Annotated in this window: 20 protein-coding genes; 1 reads left to right on the forward strand and 19 read right to left on the reverse strand. The window is 57.4% G+C overall.

Annotation, left to right across the window (positions count from 1 at the left end):
- Window positions 1-129 precede the first annotated feature (129 nt).
- On the forward strand, window positions 130-2,574 hold the full coding sequence (locus ACO079_RS04975) for a PAS domain-containing sensor histidine kinase (RefSeq protein ID WP_421792221.1): 2,445 nt from the start codon (window positions 130-132) through the stop codon (window positions 2,572-2,574).
- On the opposite strand, the gene ACO079_RS04980 is transcribed toward ACO079_RS04975, so the two are convergent.
- From ACO079_RS04980 to ACO079_RS05070, 19 genes are all read right to left on the reverse strand, one after another.
- Window positions 2,575-3,099, reverse strand: coding sequence for a periplasmic heavy metal sensor (locus ACO079_RS04980; protein ID WP_421792222.1), 525 nt, complete (start codon window positions 3,097-3,099; stop codon window positions 2,575-2,577).
- Window positions 3,096-3,515 carry a hypothetical protein gene (locus ACO079_RS04985; RefSeq protein ID WP_421792224.1) on the reverse strand — a complete coding sequence of 140 codons (420 nt, stop codon included), beginning with the start codon at window positions 3,513-3,515 and terminating at the stop codon, window positions 3,096-3,098. The genes ACO079_RS04980 and ACO079_RS04985 overlap by 4 nt, the downstream gene beginning before the upstream one ends.
- On the reverse strand, window positions 3,515-4,147 hold the full coding sequence (locus ACO079_RS04990; protein WP_421792226.1) for an RNA polymerase sigma factor: 633 nt from the start codon (window positions 4,145-4,147) through the stop codon (window positions 3,515-3,517). Before ACO079_RS04990 ends, ACO079_RS04985 begins: the two co-directional genes overlap by 1 nt.
- A 41-nt stretch (window positions 4,148-4,188) precedes the next feature.
- Complete coding sequence (locus ACO079_RS04995) at window positions 4,189-4,695, reverse strand: EF-hand domain-containing protein (protein ID WP_421792228.1); 507 nt, start codon at window positions 4,693-4,695, stop codon at window positions 4,189-4,191.
- Between the two features lie 9 nt (window positions 4,696-4,704).
- Window positions 4,705-7,632: a bifunctional [glutamine synthetase] adenylyltransferase/[glutamine synthetase]-adenylyl-L-tyrosine phosphorylase gene (locus ACO079_RS05000; protein WP_421792230.1), complete on the reverse strand. Its 2,928-nt coding sequence runs from the start codon at window positions 7,630-7,632 to the stop codon at window positions 4,705-4,707.
- A 30-nt stretch (window positions 7,633-7,662) separates the two neighbouring features.
- Window positions 7,663-9,084, reverse strand: a complete 1,422-nt coding sequence (locus ACO079_RS05005) for an ATP-binding protein (protein ID WP_421792231.1) — start codon at window positions 9,082-9,084, stop codon at window positions 7,663-7,665.
- 17 nt (window positions 9,085-9,101) lie between these two features.
- Window positions 9,102-9,773, reverse strand: a complete 672-nt coding sequence (locus ACO079_RS05010) for a winged helix-turn-helix domain-containing protein (RefSeq protein WP_421792233.1) — start codon at window positions 9,771-9,773, stop codon at window positions 9,102-9,104.
- A gap of 33 nt (window positions 9,774-9,806) precedes the next feature.
- Window positions 9,807-11,285, reverse strand: a complete 1,479-nt coding sequence (locus ACO079_RS05015; protein WP_421792234.1) for a Do family serine endopeptidase — start codon at window positions 11,283-11,285, stop codon at window positions 9,807-9,809.
- A gap of 115 nt (window positions 11,286-11,400) precedes the next feature.
- Entirely contained in the window at window positions 11,401-12,624 is a 1,224-nt protein-coding gene (locus tag ACO079_RS05020; RefSeq protein ID WP_421792236.1) for an alpha/beta fold hydrolase, read from the reverse strand.
- Between the two features lie 79 nt (window positions 12,625-12,703).
- Window positions 12,704-13,054, reverse strand: coding sequence for a cytochrome c-type biogenesis protein (locus ACO079_RS05025; protein WP_421792237.1), 351 nt, complete (start codon window positions 13,052-13,054; stop codon window positions 12,704-12,706).
- On the reverse strand, window positions 13,051-14,979 hold the full coding sequence (locus tag ACO079_RS05030) for a heme lyase CcmF/NrfE family subunit (protein ID WP_421792238.1): 1,929 nt from the start codon (window positions 14,977-14,979) through the stop codon (window positions 13,051-13,053). The genes ACO079_RS05025 and ACO079_RS05030 overlap by 4 nt, the downstream gene beginning before the upstream one ends.
- Window positions 14,976-15,419: a cytochrome c maturation protein CcmE gene (gene ccmE / locus ACO079_RS05035; protein ID WP_421792239.1), complete on the reverse strand. Its 444-nt coding sequence runs from the start codon at window positions 15,417-15,419 to the stop codon at window positions 14,976-14,978. Before ccmE ends, ACO079_RS05030 begins: the two co-directional genes overlap by 4 nt.
- A complete protein-coding gene (locus ACO079_RS05040; RefSeq protein ID WP_421792241.1) occupies window positions 15,416-16,351 on the reverse strand; it encodes a tetratricopeptide repeat protein in 936 nt (311 codons plus the stop codon). Before ACO079_RS05040 ends, ccmE begins: the two co-directional genes overlap by 4 nt.
- The gene (locus ACO079_RS05045) at window positions 16,348-17,001 is read right to left on the reverse strand and encodes a DUF938 domain-containing protein (RefSeq protein WP_421792242.1); all 654 of its coding nucleotides are present in this window, start codon (window positions 16,999-17,001) and stop codon (window positions 16,348-16,350) included. Before ACO079_RS05045 ends, ACO079_RS05040 begins: the two co-directional genes overlap by 4 nt.
- A 40-nt stretch (window positions 17,002-17,041) precedes the next feature.
- Window positions 17,042-18,370, reverse strand: a complete 1,329-nt coding sequence (locus ACO079_RS05050) for a hypothetical protein (protein WP_421792244.1) — start codon at window positions 18,368-18,370, stop codon at window positions 17,042-17,044.
- Between the two features lie 53 nt (window positions 18,371-18,423).
- On the reverse strand, window positions 18,424-19,743 hold the full coding sequence (locus ACO079_RS05055; protein WP_421792245.1) for a sensor histidine kinase: 1,320 nt from the start codon (window positions 19,741-19,743) through the stop codon (window positions 18,424-18,426).
- 59 nt (window positions 19,744-19,802) lie between these two features.
- Window positions 19,803-20,477, reverse strand: coding sequence for a response regulator transcription factor (locus tag ACO079_RS05060; RefSeq protein ID WP_421792247.1), 675 nt, complete (start codon window positions 20,475-20,477; stop codon window positions 19,803-19,805).
- An 8-nt stretch (window positions 20,478-20,485) separates the two neighbouring features.
- Window positions 20,486-20,722, reverse strand: coding sequence for a PepSY domain-containing protein (locus ACO079_RS05065; protein WP_421792248.1), 237 nt, complete (start codon window positions 20,720-20,722; stop codon window positions 20,486-20,488).
- Window positions 20,723-20,857: 135 nt separating this feature from the next.
- Window positions 20,858-21,721 (reverse strand): DnaJ C-terminal domain-containing protein, encoded by an 864-nt coding sequence (locus ACO079_RS05070; RefSeq protein ID WP_421792249.1) that lies wholly within the window; start codon window positions 21,719-21,721, stop codon window positions 20,858-20,860.
- Window positions 21,722-21,757: the final 36 nt, after the last annotated feature.

Genomic DNA, 21,757 nt, shown 5'->3' on the forward strand with positions numbered 1-21,757 from the left:
CGCCGCAATGCAGCCCGGACCGCGCCCAAGCGGAGTGCCCGACCGGCCAGGCGGGCCCCTGCTCATGGAAAAGGATCCGCCGATTTTTCAGGCGAGGTCCGAGGTGTCGTCTGGATTGTTCTCTCGGTTGTGTTGTTCACCGCAATGTTCGGCGGTGTGATTGGATTCAAGCTATATCAGGAAAACACTTCGGCGCGCGCTGAGGCCCAACAAAGTCATTCCAGAGATGCGGGCTATCGCGCGGAGGCCGCGGCCGCGATTTTGCGGGAAACAGCAACCGCATTGAATATCGCGCTCGCTGATACCGGCGCTCTGGACCCGCAGAGCCTGGAAACAACGATTGATCAGCGCCTTGACACAATCCGGTCCCTTCGGGCGGTCAGTGCCGCAGCCTTCCTCGTACCCGGACAACAAGCTGAACCCCGCATTCAAGCCCTGGCCGATGTCGCACTGGCCTCACCGGGCGGCTTCGTTTCAACGCGTCCGGCGAGTGGTTTGCCACCTCAACTCGCTGTTGCCATTCCCGTCCAGATCCAAACGGGGGCCGTGGGCGCAGTTCTGATTCAGCTTGATCCGGCAGCCCTTCTGCCACAGGCAGATCCACGGCATGTCGCCATCCTTGTGGATACAAGCGGTTATGCTTTGTCGATGCAGCCTCCCAGATCCGGCGGCTTGTTCACCGAATCCCTGCCGGAGCGGTTCGGCATCCCTGCGGATTCCATAAACAGAATTGCGCAATCCGGCGAAGCTCTGACCGGCCTGCATATTGGCGAGCGCGAAATGGTTCTGGCGGCAGCGCCCCTGCCCTATGGCGATCTCAGCGTGGTCATCATTGGCGATTCCAGCATTGATTTCGGCACGTGGACTCGGACCCGGATCCTTTACGGGCTTTTGTTCGTCGCGCCTGTGATCTTTGCAATCGGCTTATCCGCAGCCCTTTCGACCCAGATGCGCAGTTTAAAGTCTGCCCGCTTGGCACTGGGCGACAGCGAGAAACGGTTCCGGCTGGCGATTGAAGGTGCCCGCTGCGGCGTCTGGGACTGGGATCGGCGAAATGACACCGTCTTTCTAACGGATTCATTTGCACGAATTCTTGGCCGTGAAGAAGCGATGGTTCTATCCAGCGCCGAGTTCCTCTCGCTATTCAGTCACCGCGACCGGGAACGCATCGCAGCAGCAATCCGGGGGTCGGCGAAGGCCAGAGATATCGACATTGAGGCTCAAGCCAGCAGCCTTCCGCTCTGGTTCCACTTGCGGGGGCGCCCATGGGGCGAATCCGAGGACGAGCACACAGGCCGCCTGGTGGGCGTCGCCATAGACATCACAGAACGCAAAGGGGCGCAGGCACGTGTTGCCGCAGCCGAAAACCGGCTGCGAGCCGCTCTAGAGTCCATGTCGGAATCTTTCGTCCTGTGGGATCCGCGCCGCCGATTGATAATGTGGAACCGGAAATTCCGGGATTTCTTCGATTTCACGGCGTCAGCGCTCAAACCCGGCATGAGCTACGAGCAAGTCGAAGCCGCAGCCAGCCGGACCATCAAATCAGTGCAGTCCGGCGCAAGTCCGGGCGATGCCTACGAGATGGAGCTCGGCGACGGACGCTGGTTACACTATTCAGAGCGGTCTACCAGCGATGGTGGTCTGGTCAGTGTCGGCGCGGACATCACGGACCTGAAAAATCAGGAAAGCGCGCTGAAAGAATCCGAACAAAGGCTGCGGAATACGGTTGAGGACGTCCGCCGCAATCAACAGCGCATCGCCGAACTCGCAAACAAATATGAAGAAGAGAAAATCCGCGCCGAAGAAGCCAATCGCTCGAAAAGCGAGTTTCTCGCTAATATGAGCCATGAATTGCGAACGCCCTTGAATGCCGTAAACGGATTTTCTGAAATCATGCTCCGGGAGATGTTCGGTCCGCTTGGGGATGAGCGGTATATTGACTACGTCAAAGACATTCACACGTCCGGCCAACACCTGTTGTCCTTGATCAACGATATTCTCGACATGTCGAAAATCGAGGCTGGCAAGATGCAGCTTCAAAAAGAACCGGCCAGCCTGGCGACGATCGTCGAGCAAAGCTTGCGGCTGGTTAAAGCGCGCGCAGATGAAAAATCCATCCGGCTGGTGTCGGAACTGGATGAGACGCTGCCTGATCTAACAGCCGATCCACGCGCAATGAAGCAGGTCGTGTTGAACCTGCTGTCAAACGCTGTGAAATTCACGCCTGAAGAAGGCCGCGTGACAGTGAGAAGCTTTGAGATTGAAGGGCAATTGGCGCTTCAAGTGGCCGACACAGGCATCGGCATTCCCAAGGAAGATTTGCCGCGCCTCGGTCGACCGTTCGAGCAGATCGAAAGCCAGCACTCAAAGAGCCATCAGGGGACCGGGTTGGGCCTTGCTTTGTCCAAATCACTCATCGAGATGCATGCAGGGCGCATGGAGATCGACAGCGAATTGGGTGAAGGCACAACGGTCACAATCATCGTTCCCTATGACGGTGGAGAAGATGAAGCCGATTCATCTGACACGGTCGATCGCGAACTTGTTGTGGAACCCGCGACCGGTACCGGCTAGCTAGAAATCATCTCTTGGGGGCGGCCGGCGATCACGCCTGGGCCGGTGAGGCCGACGGCCAGCTTCCAAAGCCCGAATTCTTTCTTCGGCAGGAAGATCTGCAACAAGATCAAGCACAATGTCTTCTACAGCGCTTTCAATTTCGAATCGGCGTTGACGTAAATTGTCGAGCGCGGTGGCAGCAGCTTCGGCGTCATAAGGGTTGGCCAGAAGAGCGGCCTCCGCCTCCAGTTGAGCTTCGCGGCCCGCGAGCATCAACGCGCGAACGGTCTCGCGTTCAGCGTCAAATCTTTGCCGGGCCATTTCGCGATGCTCTGGCGGCAAGTTGCGCAAAAAGCCGCGGATGTTGAATCCGCCGGTGCGCATACCGCGCGAGCGTGGCGGCGGAGGTCGCATTTCATCCCGCGAAACGACATCGCCTAACCGGGGAGCCCCTGCGAGCTGATGAAGGACCAGACCGGTCATAACTCCATTTGCGGTCAAGGAAATGAGAAGTGCGATGATCCAGGGGAGCGCGCGGTTCATGTGTCGCTCCAATCCCAAGCTGACCAATCTTCCTCTAGACCATCAAAGGGGTCAGCATAGTCCAGGGAAACCAGATCATCATCCTGTTCGGAGACCGGTGTCACCAGCCCACCTGCAAACCCGCCCGCCAATCCAAAGATCAATGCAAATGCCGCAGCTATGGCCGGGCGCCGCCAATCTGCATCAAAGGCGGGTTTGGGCGCAGATTGCAGAATCTTTCGGACCAGTAACTCACTTGCCGGCACCGCCTTCACACCGGCCAAAAGGCCATCAATCTTGGCAGCATCTCTCAAATAGTCCGTTGCAGCTGTTTCTTCTGCGGCGAACGCCTCGGCCTGCTGGCGCACGTCTTCTGGCCAACGCTCCAACTCACCGCCATAGATGTCGGCGAGTTCTTCAAAACGCTTCATATCCATCACATCACCTCCGGCGCCTGCGCCGCCCCTTCTGAAAGGCTGTTCACCAAGTCCCCGCGCTGCGGCAGCAGAATCTCCTTCAGTTTCCGCCGTCCCCTGGCGAGTAAAGATTCCAGCGCCTCAACGCTAATGCCCATTTCGGCGGCAGCTTCGATATTCGTCATCTCCTGAAAGTGACAAAGTTCAAGCGCTGCACGCTGACGCGATGGCAACGATTTTACCGCCTCCATCACACTCGTCTTTGCATCACGAGCGACCAGGTCTGAATCCGCCGAAACGGTTCCATCCCGCATTTCCGGCGGGGTATCCATTGCGGTCTCTCGCCTCTTTCTCAATCGATCCAGGCAAAGATTAGTGGCAATCCGGCACATCCAGGTTTCGACCCTGGCCTGGCCTGGCTGCCAACGGCCAGCCGCTTTCCAAGCGCGCAAAAACGTATCCTGGGCTACATCCTCCGCTTCGACCGGATCCGCCAACATTCGGTTGGCGATAGCCAAAATCCTCGACAAGGAGCGGTCCATGAGGGCCAAGGCCGCAGACCGGTCGCCGGAGGCGATACGTTGCATCAGCGCTGCATCATCCTCTAACAAAGTCTGGTCCGGATGAATACCGGTCGGTTTCCCGGCTACCATGCCCGATCAACTACCTTCCTTACCCGGCCTGGTCCCGACGCCTACTCGCGCCACCAGAACCGGCGGCTCTCCCGGCGTTCACGCGCATTTTCAACCGCCGCGTCCAGCTCGTCCGGTGTAATGACACTATCATTGTTAGCATCAAGCCGCTCGAATATGCGATTTTCGCCGCCGAGAAATTCTTCACGCGAGATCTGGCCATCGCCATTGGTATCGCGCTGTTGACCCCGACGCGCACGTCGCCGTTCCCGCCGGCTCTCGCTTGCACCTTCTGCTTCACGGATCGCGGCTAGACGCTGATGGACCGGCGAACGATCGGCTCGAGAAAGGACGCCGTCACCATTCCGGTCCATCCACTCGAACATGTCGGCCTGCAATGCCTGCACTTCCGAAAGCGTAATGTTGTTGTCACCATTGGCGTCAGCCGCCCGCAACATCATCATGGCGCGTTCGGGCCCGTGCCGCCCCTGTCCACGATGTTGAGCGTCGGCGGTTGCCGCAAAAACCATAACTCCGGCCAAGCCGGCAATAACGAGGGAGGATTTCATTTTGGTCTCCTAATTGTTGCCCCGCACCCACTCAACGAAGTGCGACGGCGTTTCCGTCGCATCGGGACTGAGATGACCGATATTTAATTCGAATGCTTTGCGCACCTCCCTCGCCGTGCTGTTTACATGCGCAATCAGATTGGACATGGACGCCTGACCGCTGAGTTTTGAGAGCCGCCGCGAAAATCCGCTGGATGCAGAGTTGGGATCGAAACCGGAACCATGCGCCGTTCGGATGATCTGCGACAATGACAGCCAGAGTTTCAACGCTCTGCAAAAAAGGTCTGCATCCTCATTTGTGAGGAGGCCGGCCGCCTCGATAGAACGAATTTGTGCCGCCGTATCCGGTTGAGGGACATAGCGGCCAGCTTGACCGAGTAGAAGCTGTCCAAGCTGCGCGACAAACTCGATATCGAGAATTCCACCAGGCCTTAATTTCAAGTCCCAGTCGCCGATGGCCGGCCGTTCCCGTTCGAGACGCCTCCGCATTTCAAGCGCGTCGCTGATTATCTGCTCTGACGACCGCTTGCTTACAAGTGCGGCGTTTATCGCTTTAGCTATGTCGGCAATAAGCGCGGCATCCCCGGTAATCGCGCGTAAGCGGGTCAACGCCATCCGCTCCCATGTCCAAGCCTCGGTCAGGTAATAATCGCGGAAACTCGACAACCGCACAGCAATCGGCCCTGCTTTTCCCGACGGACGAAGCTGCATATCTATCTCATACATGCTGCCTTCCTCGGTCGGCGCAGACAACGCGCTGACCAGGCGTTGTGCAAATCGAGAAAAATAGGAGGGCGCTTCGCCTTCTGCCCCGTCAGCAGGATCATAGACCAGCATGATGTCCAGATCGGAATCAGCGGCCAATTCCCGGCTACCAAGCTTGCCTAATCCAAGAACTGAAAACCGGCCGGGCGGATCCCCAAAGCGATCGACAACCCGTTCAAGCGCAACGGTCGCCATGGCCGAAATGGCAAGATCCGCAACATCGCCGAATGCTCTGCCGGCCGCGCTGAAATCCGCGCGTCCGACCAGAAGCTGACTGCCGATCCGAAACCGTTCTTCGCGCACCAGCCGCCGGGCCCGGTTCATCGCGTCCTCGGGATCTATCGCCTCGGACATATGCGCGGCCATACGCTCACCCAACTCGCCAGTCGGGTCATCCTTGAGAGGACGCGCGAAAGGCGCATCCATCATGACGTCCATGACCGCAGGGCGCTGCGCCAGCGTCGTCGCCATGCTGGGCGCGAGGCCGATGACGGTCACCAGCTCACGCGCCAGATCTGGCTCATTCTCCAACATGGAAAGCGGCTGAACGCCTATCGGCAGCCCTTCGATAAATGCCGCAAATCGGGTCAATGCCGAATCGGGTTCACCGGTATCCGCCATCGCCCTCAGGAGCCGCGGTGCCAGCCGTGTCAAAACCTGGCGAGCGCGCGTAGTGCGCATCGCTCTGGCTCCCCCGGATAACCAAGCATTCATCCGCGCCCATGCAATATCAGGAAACTGGAAGCCCATCGCGCTCAACGTATTCAGCGTCTCCTTCGCCGGATCGACACCGGTGAAGACGAGACTACCCAGCTCATCTGCCAAACTGTCCGCTGCGCCGAACTGACTGGAAAAATGGCCATGAACCGTCTGCAGTGCAGACGTGATGCGGTCGTCAAACTCCTCCAGATTGGGAAATCCGCAAAAAATTGCGAGCTTGCGTCGTGCGCCATTCTCGCACGGCAGCTCCTGTGTCTGCTCATCACTCACCATTTGGAGCCGGTGCTCAACACTCCGCAAAAACCGGTACTCGGCCTTCAGGTCCGCGATCGCAGCCGGTTCAACAATTCGACTGGCGGCGAGTGCATCCAGAGCCTCGAAGGGCGAACGGATTCTCAATTCAGGCTGCCTGCCGCCCAGGACCAGTTGTGGAATTTGGGCTGTAAATTCGATTTCCCGAATACCGCCCCGGCCGAGTTTCAAATCATGGCCCGCAGGCTTGATTCTGGCGCGAGCGCCGACCGACTGGATTTGACGTGCCAGGGAATGAATATCCTCAACCGCACCGTAATCAAGCGTCCTGCGCCAGATAAACGGTCGTAGATTTGCCAGGAAATCGACGGCACATTCACGATCTCCAGCACAGGGGCGCGCCTTGATATAGGCGGCCCGCTCCCAATTCTGCCCGCGCGATTCATAATAATTCATCGCCGCATTGATGGAGAGAATGGCGGGCGTCGATGAAGGGTCAGGCCGCAGCCGCAAATCCATCCGGAAAACATATCCATCCGGCGTATCGTCATGGAGCAAGCGGGATAGCGCCTTGATCAAACGCGGCAATCGACGTTCAGGTTCTGCAGCGATCAGGCCGGTCAGCGCTGAGGAATCATAAAGGGCGACCAGGTCAATATCGCTCGAGAAATTAAGCTCCTCTGCGCCGAGCTTTCCGAGGGCGAGTATAAAAACGCCGGGCAAAGGGTTGGCCCAGTCTGCGGGCTCTTCGAATTTACCGGTTTCAAGCCCCAACCGCACATGACCTTCAAGCGCGGCGCGAATACAGGCGTCGGCCAACCGCGATAAGCCCTCTGCCGACTCCATAATATCCAGGGCCCCAGAAAGCTCGCCGAGTGCGTGCACCAGATGCGCATCGCCTTTTAACTGCCGCAGCTGGCCGGCAAGTTCAGATTCATTCGAAACACTCATAGGCAGATCGAGAATGTGCGCTTGCAAATCGTCGAGCACCTTGGCGACCGGTAGCCCCTTCAAGGTCGCGATCAATCCCAGCCGCGAGCGGGCCAAGCGCGCGAGATAGGGCGACAACGCAAATACGGATTCGAGAAACCGGATGTCGGCCTTTGTCAATGAAGCGGGAAAATCGAGCCCGCTTCCCTCACCGATTTCGATCCCGGAAGAGAATGAATTCAGGTCGAAAAGAGAATCTGTCCCGGCCATTCAAGCAGACTTGACGCTTTCGGTGGGAATTCAAGCCCTGTCTTCGACAGATGGAAACACCAGCGCAATCCGGAGCCCCGGCCCCATGCCGTCCAGACCGCCCGCACCTTCGTCGAGCACCAGTTCTGCCCGATGAACATCGGCAATGGCTTTTACCAGACTAAGCCCCAAACCGGAGCCGGGCTGATTTCTCGATTTCTCAAGGCGTACAAATCGTTGCGTCACACGAGCACGCTCTTCCAGCGGGATTCCCGGGCCGGTATCAGTTACCGAAATTTCAGCGCGTCCGTCGCTGCAGCGTCGCAAACGCAATTGAACGGCGCCGCCAGCCGGTGTGTACTTCACAGCATTATCCAGCATGTTTGCCATGGCCTGCGATACAAGGCTTTTGTCACCGCGCAACCGCAATCCTGAGGCGCTTTCCAACCCGAAAGCGTGACCGGAATCCTCACAAACTGGTTCATAGAGTTCGCCCATATCTTCAACGATTTGGGCTGGGTCAAAGACTTCAAAGGAATCGCGCCTCTCCCCTGCCTCGATACGCGAGATGGACAAAATGGCGTTGAAAACACCTAACAACTCATCTGAATCATTGAGTGCCTGTTCCAGAGCGGCCTGGCGACTTGCGCGGTCGCCGTCCGCTCGTAGAGCCGCCTCCATCCGATTCCGCATGCGTGTTAGCGGCGAGCGCAAATCATGGGCGATCGAATCGCCGACATTGCGCATGCGATGAACCATCTCCTCCAGCCGGTCCAACATGTCATTGAAATTCCCGGATAACTCATCAAGCTCGTCACCGGAGCCATTCTGGCGCGCACGGGACGCCAGCTTTCCACCCCGAACGCTGCGCGCAACGGAGTTGATATGGTCCAGCCGCCGCGAAAACCTCCGGGAGACTACGACACCTGAGGCAATACCCAACGCGATGACCAATGCGGATGCAATGAGAATGGCCCGCAGCATTCGGCCAATCAGCCGGTTTTCATCCTCAACATCGACGCCAACAAAAACCGCATGACCGCTACCAATCTGTACCAGCCGGGCGCGGGCGCGCCGCTCGTCCTGCGCGTCACTCTCATCGCCTGTTGGCGCCCGTCCATAGACGAAGTCCAGCCATCCTTCGCTACTGGCATCAACTTCGGGCAACCCATTGAGGTTTCCAGAGAGCAATCGGCCGTTTTCATTGACCAGCAGGTATAGAAAATCGCTCCCGCCCACCGTTCGCTGGAGGATGTAGCGATTTACGCCATCGATGCCGGCCTCGTCGTAGCGGCGTCCAAGCGCAGCCAGTTCATCGTTGATGACCGCGTCTGTGCGATTAATAGCAGCGCCAGCGGACGCGGCATATACAAAGGCAAGGATCAGAAAACTGGAAAGTGCGAACAGACCGGCTGACAAAAGCGTCAGCCGGAATGCCGTGGTTCTAACAAAGGACGGCAGACGCCGTGTCATGCACTCATCCGATCCGGCTAGGCTTGCAGCCGGTATCCTGCACCCCTGACTGTATGCAGCAAGGCGTCATCAAAGGGCTTATCGATCTTTGAGCGTAACCGCGAGATGTGCACATCGATCACATTGGTCTGGGGATCAAAATGATAATCCCAGACCTTTTCCAGCAACATCGTTCGGGTCACAACCTGCCCGGAATGCTTCATTAGAAACTCAAGCAGACGAAACTCGCGCGGCTGCAACAGGATTTCCTCAGCATTGCGCACGACCTTGCGAGCCAAGAGATCCATCTCTAGATCGCCTACGACAAGCTTTGTTCTGACCGCTTCAGGATCGCGGCGCCTGGCTAATGCCTCGATCCGGGCCAGAAGCTCGGCGAAGGCATAAGGTTTGACCAGATAGTCATCACCACCGGCCTTCAGGCCTTCCACGCGCTGATCCACTTCGCCAAGCGCCGAGAGAATTAAAACGGGAGATGACACCCCTTCGTCGCGCAGGGTCTCGATTACTGAAAGTCCGTCGAGCTTGGGCAGCATCCTATCGACGACAAGAATGTCATAATCAGCGGCCCGGCCGAGTTCGAGGCCTTCCTCACCATCGGCCGCATGATCCACGACATGGCCCGATTCCTTGAGGCCTTTGCGAATATAGTTGGCCGCCTCACGGTCATCTTCGATTATCAGAATACGCATGTCAGCCAGCCTTTCGTTGGGTGTATAGCTTTCTCACAGCCGTTCAATTTGCAGGGCAACATACCGTTGGCCCGCTGCGCCTTGCACGAGAAGGAGAATGGCATTGCGGCCATCGCCGCGCGCCGCATCAATGGCGCTCCGGAATTCCTCGACGGTGGAGACTTCTTCGCCCCCTGCCTCGCGAATTACATCGCCCGTCCGCAATCCTTTTTCTGCGGCCTCGCTTCCCTGCTCAACGTCAGAAACCATCAGTCCAGGCATATCCACCATACCGAGGCGCTCCGCGCTGTTTTCGTCCATCGGCTGAACAGACATCCCGAAGAAAACCGATGCGGGTTCGTCCGGCTCATCAACGGATTGCAGCGTGTTGAGTTCGCTTTCGCCCGGACGATCTCCGAGCGTGGCCGTAATGACAATTTCCTCCTCGTCCCGGATCACATTGAAAGAGACGTCTTCACCGGCCGCAAATTGCGCAACGCGACGCGTCAAATCAGCGGAACTTTCGACCGCTTCGCCATTAATCGCTGTGACCACGTCAGAACGCTCGAATCCCGCACGATCCGCTGGACCTCCGGAGACGATTGACGAGACAATGGCTCCGCGTGAGGATTCAATTCCGAGACTATCAGCAATATCAGCCGTAACATTCTGGATTTGCACGCCTAGCCAGCCTCGCGCAACGCGACCATCTTGCAGGAGTTGGTCCACAATCCGGGCCGCGACATCCGACGGAATCGCAAATCCAATCCCGTCATTGCCGCCGGATCGTGAGATGATTTGAGAGTTCACGCCGACGACGTCGCCGTCGAGATTAAAGGTCGGACCGCCGGAATTACCTCGGTTAATGGCGGCATCGACCTGCAAGAAATTATTGTAAACATTGGTTGGTAATTCGCGTCCCGTAGCGGAAACCATCCCGAACGTCGCGGTTCCGCCCAATCCAAATGGATTTCCTACCGCGATTACAAAGTCTCCAACCCGGATGTCCGGGGTGCGATCCAGCGTCACAAAGTCAAAATCAACATTATCGGCGTCGACACGGAGCAAGGCGAGATCCGTCAACGGATCGGCGCCTACGATTTCGGCCTCATACTCGTCGCCGTTGGAAAGTGTAACGGTTATTTCTGACGCATTCTCAATGACATGATTGTTGGTAACAACGTGCCCTTGCGCATCAACAAAGAATCCGGATCCAAGCGAGCGGCCTTCAGGGCGTTGTTGCGGCTGATCGGGAAATTGACGCTCGAACCACTCACGAAACTGCGGCGGCATCCCCTCGAACTCAGGACCAAACATTCCATCCGGACCCGTGGGCGCAGTGATGCGCGCATTGATCGAAACAACTGATGGGCTCACATCCTCGACCAGATCAGCGAGCGAGAGCGGCAAACCGCTCGGCACTGCTTCTGCATAACGCGGAACGTCCTCGCTTTGGGCCAAGGCCGGTGCGCCAAGCACACAGGACACAGCCAGAAGCGGGATCAGGGCAACAGAACGAACTCTGGTAAGCATTGGGCGTTTATTCCTCTCGCACTATAAGCCAGCCTGTCAGCAAGGTGACAGGCGACGGATATCGTTGAGATGTCCGCTTTCTTACGAAAACATTACGAACCGTAGTTTGGCAGCTTTATCGCGCAAGCCGCGTGCGCACCTTCACCTCAGCATGAAAGGTGCGGTGGACCGGGCATTTGTCTGCGATTTCCATCAGCCTCGCGCGCTGATCGTCATCCAACGCACCTTCAAGGCGGATCTCTTTTTCGAAGACGTCAATCTTGACCGCCTTTCCCGCCTCACAACTCTCGCAATCATCCACATGGCTCTTGTTATGCACCACGCTGACCGTTACCCGGTCGAGCGGTATTTTCTTGTGATCTGCATACATCCGGATTGTCATGGACGTGCAGGCGGCTAGACCTGCCGAGACATAGCCATAAGGCGTCATACCAGAGCCCAGGCCTCCTACAGCCCCTGGTTCATCAGCGAGAATCGCGTGGTCCTGATTGACCACCCAGTTCTGAAACCGGCCCAGACCGGTCTCTTGAACAATGACCCCGTCTTTTATGGGCTTCGGCGGTGCCGGGAGCGGATCCGGCGCCGCATACCGTTCTGCCCAAGCCGACACCACGTCCGCGACATGGTGCGAGTCGGTTTCATTGGACAAAAGATGATCCGCAGTATCCAAGCTTAAAAAGCTTTTCGGGTGCTTGGCAGCAACAAACAACCGGGTGGCATTATCTATGCCGACAGTTGCATCAATCGGTGAATGACAGACCAAAATCGGTCGTTTCAGATGCGTGACCGCTTCTTCAAGCGTTCGTCCGGAAATGTCATCAAGGAATTGTTTCTTGATTTTGAATGGGCGCCCGCCGAGCGCGACCGTTGCCTCACCCTCGGTTTCTATTTCAGCAATAGAACCGGCGAACTGTTGAGCCACGTGCTCGGCATCAGCCGGCGCTCCGATTGTCACGACCGCTCTCACAGATGGAATTTCATGGGCTGCTGCGATTACAGCCGCTCCACCAAGGCTATGGCCGATGAGGATGGCCGGGGCCTCGAATTCGGACTCAAGGTGCCCCGCCGCTTTCACAAGGTCGGCGATGTTTGAAGAAAAATTGGTGTTTGCGAAATCACCCTCGGAGTGCCCTAGCCCGGTGAAATCAAACCGCAGGACGGCGATGCCATCAGCTGCCAGCCGTCGCGCAATTCGGGAGGCTGCGTGAATATCCTTAGAACACGAAAAGCAATGGGCAAAAAGCGCAAAGGCACGCGGATACCCGATCGGCAGGTCAAGTTTCGCTGCCAGCTTGTCACCCAAAGCACCTGTAAATTCGACTTTCCTCGATTGTGGCATCCCGGCCTCCCATGAACTCATGAAGCCGATTTGGACGCCTTCGTGTATTATCGCAAGTCAATCCTTGCTCACACGAGCGTTAGCGCCGCCGTGAAGCCAATCCGATTAGTAATGCACCTGCGATCAACAGGAGAACAGGGGCAGCATATAGCGGAAAAGTCTGCGCCGTGAGACGCGGGCGGAGCAGAACTTCGTCTCCATAGCGCTGTGACATAGCAATTCGCACCGATTCAGGATCTGCGCCTGCGCCGATCTGGGTCCGAACAAACAGGCGCATGTCCTGCGCAAGGGGCGCGTCGGAATCGCCAATAGATTGCCCGTCACATACGACACAACGGATTTCCCGCATGAGGGCCGCTGCCTCAGCTTCCTGTTCAGGCGAAAGCACCGTCGTCTGCAGCAGCAAGCCAATCAGAAGCACCTTGATCATGTCGCAGCCTCCCGTCGGCGTGGCTCAAATGCCCTGCCAATACTGGCAATAATCCCGCCAATTACGATCAGTGTCCCGCCCAGGCCCAGCAGCCAGACCAGGGGATTGAATGTGGCACGAAGTTCGTAGGCGATCGTACCGTCCTCCCGCTCGCGCGGCTCACCCAGTGAAACGTAAAGATCACCATCGATCGCAGAGCGGATTGCGACCTCTCGCGTCGTTTGCTCGGCCGCGGTATAAAACCGGCGTTGGGGTGTCAGTACGCCGCCCTCGCCGTCATTGATCAACAAGCGGGCCTCATCGGCGAGGAAGTTCGGGCCGTCTGCCCGCGTGACATCAGCCAGCGTAAGCTCGTACCCGCCCGCGCTGAGGCTTTCTCCCAGCGCAATGGCCCGCGCATTCTCCGGATCACCTGTTGAGTCTGCAACGGCTCCCAATGCAATTGCCGCGACGCCACCATGCGCGAGCACCCGGCCGGCCAAACCAAACTTTACTGCCACTCCGGCGAGTTGCCGATGCTGCCAGATATCCGCGAGAATTCCGGCCAGCGTCCAACCGCCGAGAGCCGCCGCGCCGATCGCGACGCCCGATCCGCCGATCAAGAAAGCCCAGATGCCGGCGAGCACGCCGGGCAGGATCCAGAGGGAAGCGCGAAGGGCCAGTCGCCTGTTCAGCCCGGCCCTGCCCCATGGCAGGAAGGGAGCCAAGGGCAGGAAAATCAATAAGGCAGCCAAGAAGGGCGAAGCTGTCGCATTGAAATAGGCGGCACCAACTGAAATGCCGGTGGCACCCAAAGCGGAACCGATCAAAGGATACAAGGTCCCGATCAAGACAGTCCCGGCAACAGCACAGAGCAGAAGATTGTTTGCCCCGATGAAGGCTTCGCGGCTTGTCAGGGCAAACCCGTCGCCTTTACCAAGCGTATGGGATCGCAGCGCGAAGAGTGTAAGACCTCCGCCTGCGAGGACCGTCATGATCCCCAAAATCCACATCCCGCGTTCCGGATCCAACGCAAACGCATGAACGGATGTCAGCACGCCTGAGCGGACCAGAAAAGCGCCCAGCGTCGACATGGAAAAGGCGAGAATGGCCAGAAAGGCCGTCCATCCCGCATAGTTCCCGGACCGTTCAGTCGCGATCGCCGAGTGGATCAAGGCTGCCGCTATCAACCAGGGCATGAAACTCGCGTTTTCAACCGGATCCCAGAACCACCAGCCGCCCCAGCCAAGTTCGTAATACGCCCACCAGGAGCCTAGCGCGATACCCGCTGTCAAAGCGGTCCACGCGACAAGCGACCAGGGCCGCAAGGCAGACGCGATAGCTCTGCCTCCCCGGCCTTCAATCAGTCCCGCAACTGCAAGTGAGAAAGCCGCCGACAGACCGACATACCCGACATAAAGCGTTGGCGGGTGAACCGCGAGTGCCGGGTCTTGAAGAATTGGGTTTAGATCAGCACCTTGAATCGGTACTTCGACAAGCCGGTCAAACGGGTTCGAGGCAAATGCCAGAAACCCCAGGAACATGATCTGAAGAACAGCCTGAACAGCAACCGATCTGAATTTCAAACTCGGATCATGCGCCAGAGCGAACCGCGCCAGCGCAGCGCCAACGGCCACAAGCATGACGCACCACAGCAGCATCGAGCCTTCATGGCCGCCCCATGCTGCGGCGATCTTGTAGAACAGAGGTTTATCGACGTGAGAGTGGCTGGCGACGTAAGCGACCGAAAAATCCGACTGCAAGAATAGCACGATCAGGAGGCCAAAGGCAGTCACGGCAGAAGCCAGAGCTGCATAGGACGCCCGCGCGGAAAGCTGGGCCATCGCGGCGGCACCAGCCCCCGCAAACCTCCAGCCAGCAGCCAGCTGAACGAATGACAGAATCAGCGCGAGTGCAACAAGGAAACGGCCGATCTCTGCGATCATCGACTTTCCTCGCCCTGCCAGACGCCGGTTTCACGCAGCGCTTCAGCAACTTCCGGCGGCATATAGGTCTCATCATGCTTGGCCAGGACGGTCGAAGCCTGGAAAACTTCCGGGGACTGAAACGCCCCCTCGGCGACAATGCCTTGCCCTTCACGGAACAGGTCAGGAAGAGAGCCTGAATAGCTGATACGGATCGTCTCAACCCCGTCAGTGACGGAAAAATCGGCCCCCCCCTGGGCGGGGCGCACCACGCTGCCTTCAACGACCAGACCGCCAACGCGAATACGCTCACCAATGGCAGGAGGTTCGGCGGCGACTTCGCTTGGGCTGTAAAACAAGACAATGGCGTCTCTCAATGCCACCAACGCCAATCCGACGGAGGCAATCAGGATCAGTCCGGCAACGCCGACCATGATCAGTCTTTGGGAACGGGCTCTCATTCTTCAGCCTCATTTGATTGTTGTAACGCCGCACTCAGCAAGTCGAGGATCGCCATCGCCCCTGCATTATCAGCATATATGATGCGGGCCTCATTCAAGGCTTCAATGGCGCCGGTTTCATTCTCTATCAGGCCGCGAATTCGGATGACACGGAGCCAGTCGGCGAAACTTGCCTGACCGTTTTGTACGCGCGCTTCCAAGCGTTCAACCATGGCCGCAGCTCGCGCTGCCGGCTCCAGATTTTCATCATCAGCAGCCTGACTTACTGCTTCCTCACTCACTTGAGGTTGGGATAGAAGCTGGAAAGCTTGCTGCGCAATCAGAATCCTGTACGGCGAATTCTCATCAAGACGGGCCAATATATCAAACCAGGCCTGCTCCGCGGCCTCGATATCGCCCGACTGAAAAGCCGCAAGCCCCAGGAAAAACGCAGGTTCCGGCAGGGCCGGATCCAATCGCCGCGCTTCTTCAAAAGCCGCTGCTGCTTGCTCTGTGACCGTGCCATCATTCAAATTGATAAAAGTCTGGCCAAGGTCCGAAAGCGTTTGTGCCCGCATTTCAATTCGTAACGAGCGTTGAAACGCGCTAATGGCCTCGAGCTCGCGCTCGCTGCGCGCCAGCATCCGGCCAAGTTGGGCCCAGCTGTCGGCATCCTGATCGTGTTCTCTTATCAAATCACGCAACCGCTCAATCCGCTCCGCCGGTGACAAGGATGTCGGATCCGCAGCCAGGCGTGCCTCCGCGCGTTCCGCATACGGAGCCCCGGGTTGGCCTGGTTGCGCACCAACGAAATAGGCAAGGGCAGCAGACAACACGATGCTGGAAAGGATAAGAGGCGCGCGCCACTGGGGTGTAGAGCGCGCAATCGGCCAAATCACAAAGGCCGCGATGGCAAATCCGATGACAGCAAGAGAAATCGATAGCGCGATCATTTCACCAGTCGCTGAAAAACGAGCGAAAGATTATTCGCGGGCATATCAATCCGCGATGTGAGCTCGAAATTATACCGCGCGAAGAGATCCGTCACCGCGTCAAGCGCGCGCACGCCCCATTGCGGATTTCGTACCCTTAAACTTGCATCGAATTGAAGATTCGAAGATGCCGTTGCGTTGCCTTCGAGGTAAGGGCCATAGAGAAACACGAATCCATCACTTTCCAGCAGGCTGTCCGCTGCCTGTGCAAGGTTTTCTGCCACGTCCCAAGGCGAGATATGGATCACGTTACAACAAATCAAAGCATTGAATACACCCAGCCCTGCTGACCAATCCGGGCTAGTGAGATCGAGCGCGAGCGGATTCTGTAACCCTTCAATCTCTATAGATCGCGCAGACTGGCTTGCGCGCGAATCCGGATCGGGGTCGCTCGGTGTCCACCGGATGTCGGGCCGGAGCATGCAGACGGCTTCGCCGTGTTCGCCCGTACCTGATCCAACTTCCAGCACGTGGGCATCTTCCGGCAATAATCCGGTCAGCACCTCCCGGATAGGGCCGCTATTCCTCGTCGCACTCGGCGAATAGAGCTTCGCCGCCGATTGGGCCCGCGCCTCGAGCGCTAAAATGTCAGGGGAGGATGTTTTTGCCATGGCGCGCGGCTTATCACCCCGGCCAAGGAAGGCAAGAAAATCAGGCGGCGTTTGCCCGGACCGCGACGGCGCGACGCTGGATCAAAGCTGCGTTTTCTTCATCCTTCGAGGCGCGCATGTAACGCACACAAAGTGCAATCGCTTCAGACGCTTTGTCAGAATCTTCGCCCTCTGCGGTCCGGAGAATCTCAAGCAAGGCGCGGGCGCATTCGTCAATTTCCTCACGAGCAAAATCTGCTGCGTGTTTTTGCGAGCTTCCGACGGCGGCCTGGCTGGCCCACTCTCCTGCCAGCGCAAGAAAGCGAAGACCGGACTCGGCCTCGACTATCCTGGCTGGGTCGGGCATCGCGCCGGGCTTTGCCAGTCCATGCTGGCCTTTGGCTGGGTGTGGAAGCGCACGCGAAAACGTCTTTTCCACATGCTTGAAAAAGCTCTCCAGCGATTCGGATGCTTTCGCTCGAATAGCAAATAGCGATTTTCCCCAACGCCCGTCTTTCCTGATACCGAATTCACGTGTCATTCCCACCGTGACTTCAACATATTTGGCTAAAGCCGCCCCGGCCGCATCCGCCTCTTCCAGAGATTTGGGCTGTTTGGAAAACTGATCGGCCCAGAATTCTGCATTGGCCAGCACGAGATCGCCGATATCCGCCAGGTCGGTTTTTGATACCAATGCATCGTCACTGCGTTTACCGATTTTTTCGACGGCCCGGAAAATCTGAGCCGTTTTCTCAAGCCGTGCTGTGACGATATACAGGAACCAGAGACTGGCTTCAGGTGCTTGTGAGCAAATTCGTTCATAGGAATCGCGAACGCCGACAACCAATTCCTCCGAGAAATTTGGGATCGATTTCGGCAACCCTGCAATTTCCGAACAAATGGCTGTGTCATGTTTGAGCAGGCAGGCGATTTCGTTGAGCTCGTTCTCGAACGCAGGGCCTAACAAATCGGTGAGAGTTTTCTTTAGCGATTTATCAGTTCGGGCGCTCTCCATCTTCGACAGAACGCTATCTGCCGCTGCTGTCCGCCATGATTGTTGCTGATCAATATTCGCGGCCTGACCGGGCCAATTCCGGGTGTCGGGGTCGCATATTTTCTCGACCTCTCTTAAACAGTCTTCGGTGAAACGGGCGTGCGTTGGTGGCTGATCAATCCCGCCAATCAAGTCTTTGAATACGCGAAACCGTTCAAAAAATTCATCCTCGGATGCGCGAGGGCATTCGGCGGCTTCGGAGTCGATTTCTTGGAGAATCTGACCCAGCCGACTGTCGTGTGCAGCCGCCGTCAAAAGGCTTTCACGTGTTACCGTCGGCAAATTGCGCCAAAGCGCAATCAGGCTGATTTTCTGTTTTTCAGATAAAGCTTTCATGGCCTCGGATCGCAAATGACAGTGGAGGCTAGGCAAATATCGTTAATCGGCCTTTAGCGATGCGCGCCGGGCAGCAAAAGTGTGGCTGCTAACCCACCCAGATCTGATGTGCTCAATTCAAGTTCGCCACCGTAAACTCGGGCCAGGTCCGCCACAATGGACAGACCAAGCCCGGTCCCCGGAGCTTCCTCATCCAGTCTGACACCTCTTTGAAGCGCCAATTCCATCTGCTCCTGGCTCATTCCCGGGCCATCATCTTCGACGCTAATTTTGATCACGCCGTCAGCTCCGAACGTCCCGGCAACCCGTATCTTTCCGGACGCCCACTTGCAGGCATTGTCGGCAAGATTCCCTATCATTTCCTCGAGGTCTTGCCGTTCACCACGAAAGACGAGGCCATCTGCCGTATAGGCGTCAATTGTTTTGGCCTCTCGCGAATAGATCCTTGATAAGGTTCGCGAAAGATCATCAATCACGCTGTCAACTTCCGTTCTCGCACCGAACGCTTTTGCATGAGCGGCCGCACGAGCGCGCCGGAGATGGTGATCCACCTGTCGCGACATGGTGGTGGTTTGCCGCTGAACGACCGACGCCAATTCACCTTCCGAATTTCGGGATTCATTTAGCAAAACCGCAATCGGTGTCTTCAGCGCGTGCGCCAGATTGCCGACATGAGTTCGGGCACGATCAACGACCTCACGCGAATGATCCAGCAGAGAGTTCAGTTCGCTGCCCAGAGGCTGCAATTCGACAGGGTAATCGCCTTCAACCCGCTCCGCCCGGCCCTCCCGGACTTCAGCGACGGCATCGCGCATCTTGTATATCGGGGCGAGGCCGATACGCACTTGCACAATCACACCAGCCGACAGTGCAACTCCGAACACCAGAAAAATAATGATGGAGACGACCGCAAAACGACGCACTTCTGCATCTGCCGGACGGCGATCTTCTGCCGCCAGAACAAGGACGCGGCCATCATCACCCGGCAACTCGATGGCTTGCATGATAATGCGGAGCGTCTGATCGTCCGGTCCTTTAATGTTGTACGCGATCGGCTGTCCGAAGTTCTGTAATGCCAGACTGAAGGCATCCGCCTCCACCGGGATAACTTCATCGAGCAGCGATTCAGATTCGCCGATGACCTCGCCTACGCTCTCATCGACAATTTCGTTGATCTGCCAGTAGCGTCCCTGGAAGGCACGGTTATACCGGCTATCGAGGGGCGGTTGCGACGGCTCCACCCGGCCATCACCATCACGCTCTGCTGTCGCGATAACGGTGAGTGCAACAGCCTGTAAACGATCGTCCAGGTCCCGCAGCACAGAGTTTTGAAATAGCGTGGTGAGTGCCAACGCCACAGCAATCAGGGCCACTAGGGTCCATACAATAGCGGTAAGGACCAGCCGCCGGAATAATGATCGGGTTGGCTGACTCACGCGGCCTTGGCGTCTGGATCGATCAAGCGATAGCCCAGTCCACGCACGGTTTCGATCCGGTCAGAGCCAATTTTCTTGCGCAGCCGGCCGATAAACACCTCGATCGTGTTCGAATCCCGGTCGAAGTCCTGATCGTAAATATGCTCGACGAGCTCGGACCGAGAAATGACACGGTCCTGATGGTGCGCCATGTAGCTGATCAGACGGAATTCATGCGATGTCAGTTTGATCGGTGCCCCATCGATGAACAAACGAGCACCGCGCGTATCGACGGACAGCTGACCGCAATCAATGCTGGAAGAGGCGTGTCCGGCCGCTCGACGTGTAAGAGCGCGCAAACGCGCCAATAGCTCTTCGGTATGGAAAGGCTTGGTAAGATAGTCATCAGCGCCGGCATCAAACCCCGCAACCTTTTCGCTCCAGCGGTCCCGCGCCGTCAGAATAAGCACGGGAAAATCCTTGCCGTCTTTGCGCCAGCGCTCGAGCACTGTGACCCCATCAATCTGCGGCAATCCCAGATCCAGCACAACGGCATCATAGGGTTCTGTGTCACCCAGAAAGTGACCTTCTTCACCATCCATGGCGGCATCGACCGCGTAACCAGCGTCCGTTAGTGCCCGGTTGAGCTGGCGGTTCAGATCGGGATGGTCTTCAATCACCAAAACGCGCATTTCGTCACCTATCTCTCACCAAGGATACGCCCGGAGCGGGCGTCGACGATCACATCAACGCGGCGCCCTTCACGAGTAAGAATCGTCACAACATATTGGGGTGAAGACCCGCGCTGTAGGCGGGCATCTAACACATCGGCACCCGGATAACGGTTGCGCACGATCGAAATGACCCGAAGCGCTGGCAGGACATCACCGGCATCCCGGGCATCGCGCGCCTGAGGTGCCGTATATCTGTTCTGCATATCTTGCGCCTGAGCCACTGGAGCGCCCGCCGCAAACAATGCCAGAGCCCCGAGCCCTGCAGTTATGACTTGTCGTCTGTTCATGGGCGGCAAATTGCCCTCGCGTCACTGAACACCCGCTGAATGAACAGATAATCAGATTTTTATGTTTTTGCGAGGCTTGTATTCTGATGGGGGAGTCCAGCCGCGCAAGAGATCGGTTAAGCCTGTATCTGTCGGGACATCGACCATCAAACGGACAATTTGGTCGCCCGGCGCATGATTTTTCCGGGCGATTCCCCGACCCTTGATCCGCAGAAGCGTTCCAGAGGTCGAGTTTGGCGGAATTTTCAGATCGACTGCGCCCGCCAGTGTAGGGACGCGGACTTTAGCGCCCGTAACGGCTTCCTTGATGCTAATTGGCAAGTCGAGTCGAACTGTGTCGCCATCCCGGCTGAACCAGCGATGTGGCTTTACTTTGATAGAGATCAGAAGGTCACCAGCGCGGGCACCGCGTTGACCCGCCTGCCCCTGCCCAGCCAGCCGCAGCGTTTTTCCGGCTTCGACACCTGCCGGAATCTTAACGTCGACCTTGCGTCCCCCAGGCAGTTGAACCCTGCGGCTGCCGCCCCTGGCGGCCTCGGCGAATTCGAGATCAAGCGTTGCAGTAATGTCGGCACCGCGCTGTGGCGGGGAAGCGGCACCAAAATCGCTGAACAGATCGGAGAAAATATCGGAGAACTCGCCATGCGGCCGGCCGCGCCCTGTCTCTCGGAAATGAGAATGTGGCGCAATGTCATCGCCATTGGCGTCAATTTCGCCGCGATCGAAACGAGACCGCAGATCCGGATTTGACAGAAGACGAAACGCAGCACTCGCTTTCTTGAAATTATTCTCTGCGGCCGCGTTATCGGGATTGGCGTCCGGGTGCCATTTCTTGGCAAGCTTGCGATAGGCCGCGCGGATTTCATCCTGCGTTGCTGTTCGGGATACGCCAAGGATTTGGTAGGGATCGCTCATCAGCGACACAGCTGCCGCAATCCATGTCCAAAGGCA

Source organism: Hyphobacterium sp. (assembly GCF_965228115.1).
GTDB lineage: Bacteria > Pseudomonadota > Alphaproteobacteria > Caulobacterales > Maricaulaceae > Hyphobacterium.

What these genes read in the sequence shown, in the direction of transcription:
- ACO079_RS04980 (WP_421792222.1), bottom strand. Translation starts at nt 3,099, where the DNA reads ATGAACCGCGCGCTCCCCTGGATCATCGCACTTCTCATTTCCTTGACC.
- ACO079_RS04985 (WP_421792224.1), bottom strand. Translation starts at nt 3,515, where the DNA reads ATGGATATGAAGCGTTTTGAAGAACTCGCCGACATCTATGGCGGTGAG.
- ACO079_RS04990 (WP_421792226.1), bottom strand. Translation starts at nt 4,147, where the DNA reads ATGGTAGCCGGGAAACCGACCGGTATTCATCCGGACCAGACTTTGTTA.
- ACO079_RS04995 (WP_421792228.1), bottom strand. Translation starts at nt 4,695, where the DNA reads ATGAAATCCTCCCTCGTTATTGCCGGCTTGGCCGGAGTTATGGTTTTT.
- ACO079_RS05000 (WP_421792230.1), bottom strand. Translation starts at nt 7,632, where the DNA reads ATGGCCGGGACAGATTCTCTTTTCGACCTGAATTCATTCTCTTCCGGG.
- ACO079_RS05005 (WP_421792231.1), bottom strand. Translation starts at nt 9,084, where the DNA reads ATGACACGGCGTCTGCCGTCCTTTGTTAGAACCACGGCATTCCGGCTG.
- ACO079_RS05010 (WP_421792233.1), bottom strand. Translation starts at nt 9,773, where the DNA reads ATGCGTATTCTGATAATCGAAGATGACCGTGAGGCGGCCAACTATATT.
- ACO079_RS05015 (WP_421792234.1), bottom strand. Translation starts at nt 11,285, where the DNA reads ATGCTTACCAGAGTTCGTTCTGTTGCCCTGATCCCGCTTCTGGCTGTG.
- ACO079_RS05020 (WP_421792236.1), bottom strand. Translation starts at nt 12,624, where the DNA reads ATGCCACAATCGAGGAAAGTCGAATTTACAGGTGCTTTGGGTGACAAG.
- ACO079_RS05025 (WP_421792237.1), bottom strand. Translation starts at nt 13,054, where the DNA reads ATGATCAAGGTGCTTCTGATTGGCTTGCTGCTGCAGACGACGGTGCTT.
- ACO079_RS05030 (WP_421792238.1), bottom strand. Translation starts at nt 14,979, where the DNA reads ATGATCGCAGAGATCGGCCGTTTCCTTGTTGCACTCGCGCTGATTCTG.
- ccmE (WP_421792239.1), bottom strand. Translation starts at nt 15,419, where the DNA reads ATGAGAGCCCGTTCCCAAAGACTGATCATGGTCGGCGTTGCCGGACTG.
- ACO079_RS05040 (WP_421792241.1), bottom strand. Translation starts at nt 16,351, where the DNA reads ATGATCGCGCTATCGATTTCTCTTGCTGTCATCGGATTTGCCATCGCG.
- ACO079_RS05045 (WP_421792242.1), bottom strand. Translation starts at nt 17,001, where the DNA reads ATGGCAAAAACATCCTCCCCTGACATTTTAGCGCTCGAGGCGCGGGCC.
- ACO079_RS05050 (WP_421792244.1), bottom strand. Translation starts at nt 18,370, where the DNA reads ATGAAAGCTTTATCTGAAAAACAGAAAATCAGCCTGATTGCGCTTTGG.
- ACO079_RS05060 (WP_421792247.1), bottom strand. Translation starts at nt 20,477, where the DNA reads ATGCGCGTTTTGGTGATTGAAGACCATCCCGATCTGAACCGCCAGCTC.
- ACO079_RS05065 (WP_421792248.1), bottom strand. Translation starts at nt 20,722, where the DNA reads ATGCAGAACAGATATACGGCACCTCAGGCGCGCGATGCCCGGGATGCC.
- ACO079_RS05070 (WP_421792249.1), bottom strand. Translation starts at nt 21,721, where the DNA reads ATGAGCGATCCCTACCAAATCCTTGGCGTATCCCGAACAGCAACGCAG.